Raw genomic sequence first — 3664 nt, 5'->3', positions numbered from 1 at the left:
CATGCTCCTACAAGGTTCCTGCGAAGATGCCTTATTTTAATAGAATCATAGCCTTAGATGCTAAGTCCATGGCATTGGTCCCGCCCCTGCACCGTCCTGGTCAATGACATGCGCCTCCGCATCGATGCCGCGGACGCCTGCACCTATCCCGACGTGCTCGTCCTGTGCGGCGAGCCGAGTTTCCACGACAACCGCAAGGACGTGCTCACCAATGCAACCCTGCTGATCGAGGTCCTGTCACCCTCGACCGAGGGATACGACCGCGGCGGCAAGTTCGCGGTCTATCGCGGCCTCCCGGAACTCGCGCAATACGTGCTCATCGCCCAAGACCGCTTCTCAGTCGATGTCTTCACCCGCCAACCGGACGGACGCTGGCTCCTCGAAGCACACACAGACCCGAACGCGTCCCTTCCCCTCCGCACGGTCGACTCTGCGCTTACGCTGAGCGACATCTACGACAAGGTGCGCTTCGATTCGGCTGAAGCCGATCGGTAGGCTCAAGAAGCGCAAATGAGCGGCAAAGGGCAATCATGTGAACCGAAGACAGACGACAGTTTCCGAACGGAGGCATCCTGAACGGGTCTATCCGACCCGTATCCGGACTTTCAGTCCGTTACTTCAACCCACCAGCTTTAGCCGGTAGTTGTTGAGTTTAGAAGTACAAGGAGCCAGGCTCATGAGCATGGACGGCCAACACGTCCACCTCTTCGATCAAAAATAGATGCGTCCCCTTTTTCGCTCTAGAAATAAAATACTCGGACGAGAAAGCAGTGAAGCAGAAATAGAGTATTTGAGTTCCGATAATGCATTTAAGGGTTGAGACACATAGCGCGCACCTCAAGCCGATCCTCGCAGCTAGCATCGTAGCTGATCTCAGGCGTGGTGCCGCGCTTGGGCTGGATTATATTGGTCGCTAGATCTTACTCGAAAGCCGTAAACTGATAGTCCGATCAATGTCGAAATAAGTGTTTTATATCATGATTGATAATAAGAAAGAAGCGATGGAGCTGGAAAACAAGATAAAGGATTGTCTACCTATTTTCGCCTATCCATCTAAAGAGCTTGTCTTATTATTGAAGAAGAAAAATATAAAACTCAAAGCTGATCAACTTCTGGAAATTATCAATGCTGACTACTTTGGGGATGAAGGAGGCATTGTATGTACTTTGAAATTCCCCTTCAAAACTGAAGAGAGTTTCGTTGTTTCACTGACGCATCTTCGACCTTTGCGTAATCATCCACTTGCGGCAGACATCAGGAAGTATCAAATACGCCGCGTTAGGAACTTAGCTCAACAATAACTGATCGGTAGCGTAGGTATGGTTGCTGTTCTTGGCAACGCAAAACGCTAAAAGCGATTAAAAGCGCCTCATGGGGTCAGGTCTCCCATTGCACGCCCTTGTTATCCCCTGTAGGCTCTGCCAGGTGTTGACCCGCATGGACCATGCACGATGGCACGTCCTCTCCGACTTGAGTTTGCCGGCGCCTTGTATCACGTCACTGCGCGCGGTAACGAGCGGCGGGCGATCTTTTTCGATGACCAGGACGGTGATCGGCAAGCGTTCCTCCGCATCCTCGGGGAGACGGCGGAACGCTTCAACTGGATCTGTCATGCCTATTGCCTGATGACCAATCACTATCATCTGGTGATAGAAACCCCGGACGCGAATCTCTCCAAGGGCATGCGGCAGCTGAACGGCCGCTATACGCAGCTTGTGAACCGCAGTCGGGGACGCGTGGGGCATCTGTTTCAGGGGCGGTTCAAGGGGATCCTGGTGCAGAAGGAGGCGTACCTGCTGGAGTTGTCTCGCTATGTGGTGCTGAATCCGGTGCGCGCGGGGATGGTAAGCCGGCCCGAGGACTGGTGCTGGAGCAGCTACCGCGCGACGGTTGGCTTGGAGGCGGCGGCACCCTTTCTTTGCACGGATTGGCTGCTGGGAGCCTTTGGCGAAGGGCGACGCAGCGCTGTTGAGGGCTATCGTGCATTCGTCGCTGAGGGTGCGGTGGCGCCTTGTCCTTGGGACGCGCTCAAGCAGCAGGTGTATCTCGGGTCGGCGGCGTTCGTGGAGCAGATGCAGGCGCTCATCGCTCCGGATCGGTCTCTGCAGGATGTTCCGCGGCGTCAGCACCGGGCGATCCCGATCCCGCTGGCGGACATCGCGGGGCGCCATACCGATCGGGATCAGGCGATGGCGGCAGCCTATCGGACGGGGGATTACAGCATGCAGGCCATCGCGGACTATTTCGGTGTGGGGCGGATGACGGTGAGCCGGGCGGTGAAGCGTGCGGAAAGAGACGGAGCTTGATCGCTGGTCCGCTCATGCCGGAACTCGCCCCCCGCGACGCTAACCTTTTCGGCAGGTCGGGCTCGAAACCTGGACGTGAACGCTGCCAGCGCCTGAGGTGGTCGTAATGAGATCAAAGGACGCTCAGGGCGGGCGTCGATCATCGGGCCGCCCAGTCGGTTGAGTCGGCACCGCGCATCCTTCAGGTAAAGCGACGTGGGAGCGGCGCCCCGTCGCGGCGAGGCGCCGCTCCCACCGACCGCGCGGTTGGATCAAACGATGATCGAGGTGCTCAGGGCGCGGTGAGGGTAGCGAATGAACACTGGAGAGCGCGATGACGAGTCTTTATGAGCTGGATTTCTACGCTTGGAGCAACGAGCAGGTTTCACTTCTGCGCGCAGGCAAGCTCAGGGAGGCGGACATTGCCAACATCATCGAGGAGATTGAGAGTATGGGACGTAGCGAACGACGAGAACTCGTGAATCGCCTGGTCGTTCTCCTCCTGCATCTGTTGAAGTGGCGGTTTCAGCCAGCTCTGCGGGGCAACTCTTGGCGTCTGTCCATCAAAGAGCAGCGCATTCGCTTAGCGTCACACTTAGCAGACAACCCCAGCCTACAGTCGAAGCTCGATGAGGCCATCTTGGAGGCCTACCGACTGGCCGCGATCGAAGCGGAGCGAGAAACCGGATTGTCGGAATCGAGCTTTCCAAGCGATTGCCCCTTTTCGTTCGAGCAACTGATGGATCATTCTTTCTGGCCATCGCAGGAATAATGGTCACGGGGTTTTGTTGCCCTTTAGCGCCAAGACATCATCGCCGCCTTGATCGATGATCCGCTCTCTCGGCGATCTTGGTCTGACGGCCCATCGGGCGTCGATCATCGTTTCGTTGCGCCAGGCAAAGCCTGGAAGGAGAGGAAGATAGCGGACGGATAAGCGAATCGGAAACTCCTTGTTGCGGCCCACCGGGTGCAAGTCCCGAGCCGGTAAGGATTGGCCATCCACCGGAACCGAGTGTGGCGTGGTGCGGGAGCGATCCCGGCTGCGAAGCGAACACAGGGGGCGTGTAGGCTGTGTGATAGAGCCCCGAAACTGATGCCAGCGGAGCCGACGTCTTCGGAACAGCGGAAGGCAATAGTGTTTTCATTGTAGCGGCCTGATGTTGACACTCCGCCGGGGTCTGAGAGCAGGGCATGCACGCACGGGTCGCCCAGGAACCTGGGAGGGCTCAGTCGTTCCTTGTCAGTGACGCGGTGCGGGCGCCGCGTAAGAAGCCGCCCAGGCCCGTGAGCGGTGGTCCGGCCCACGGGAGCGAAGAGGACCGAGGGCAAGGTAGCGCCAAGCGAAGGCAACGAAGTGCGGCGCGATGACGGCTGAGCAG

4 protein-coding genes are annotated in these 3664 nt (G+C 57.6%); all 4 read left to right on the top strand.

Annotation, left to right across the window (positions count from 1 at the left end; genetic code table 11):
* Window positions 1-57: 57 nt before the first annotated feature.
* The 4 genes from G3480_RS25455 to G3480_RS25435 all read left to right on the top strand — a co-directional run bounded on the left by G3480_RS25455 (window position 58) and on the right by G3480_RS25435 (window position 3057).
* Window positions 58-495, top strand: a complete 438-nt coding sequence (locus tag G3480_RS25455) for a Uma2 family endonuclease (protein ID WP_164657010.1) — start codon at window positions 58-60, stop codon at window positions 493-495.
* Between the two features lie 482 nt (window positions 496-977).
* A complete protein-coding gene (locus G3480_RS25445; protein WP_164657008.1) occupies window positions 978-1301 on the top strand; it encodes a hypothetical protein in 324 nt (107 codons plus the stop codon).
* Window positions 1302-1451: 150 nt separating this feature from the next.
* Window positions 1452-2306: an REP-associated tyrosine transposase gene (locus G3480_RS25440; RefSeq protein ID WP_164657007.1), complete on the top strand. Its 855-nt coding sequence runs from the start codon at window positions 1452-1454 to the stop codon at window positions 2304-2306.
* A gap of 313 nt (window positions 2307-2619) precedes the next feature.
* Entirely contained in the window at window positions 2620-3057 is a 438-nt protein-coding gene (locus G3480_RS25435) for a DUF29 domain-containing protein (RefSeq protein ID WP_164657006.1), read from the top strand.
* Window positions 3058-3664: the final 607 nt, after the last annotated feature.

This window comes from Thiorhodococcus mannitoliphagus (assembly GCF_010915725.1).
In the GTDB taxonomy this organism is placed as follows: Bacteria; Pseudomonadota; Gammaproteobacteria; order Chromatiales; family Chromatiaceae; genus Thiorhodococcus; species Thiorhodococcus mannitoliphagus.
The sequence above is the reverse complement of the archived record's forward strand: the minus strand, read 5'-3'. Positions and strand labels throughout refer to the sequence as shown.

What these genes read in the sequence shown, in the direction of transcription:
- G3480_RS25455 (WP_164657010.1), top strand. Translation starts at nt 58, where the DNA reads ATGCTAAGTCCATGGCATTGGTCCCGCCCCTGCACCGTCCTGGTCAAT.
- G3480_RS25445 (WP_164657008.1), top strand. Translation starts at nt 978, where the DNA reads ATGATTGATAATAAGAAAGAAGCGATGGAGCTGGAAAACAAGATAAAG.
- G3480_RS25440 (WP_164657007.1), top strand. Translation starts at nt 1,452, where the DNA reads ATGGCACGTCCTCTCCGACTTGAGTTTGCCGGCGCCTTGTATCACGTC.
- G3480_RS25435 (WP_164657006.1), top strand. Translation starts at nt 2,620, where the DNA reads ATGACGAGTCTTTATGAGCTGGATTTCTACGCTTGGAGCAACGAGCAG.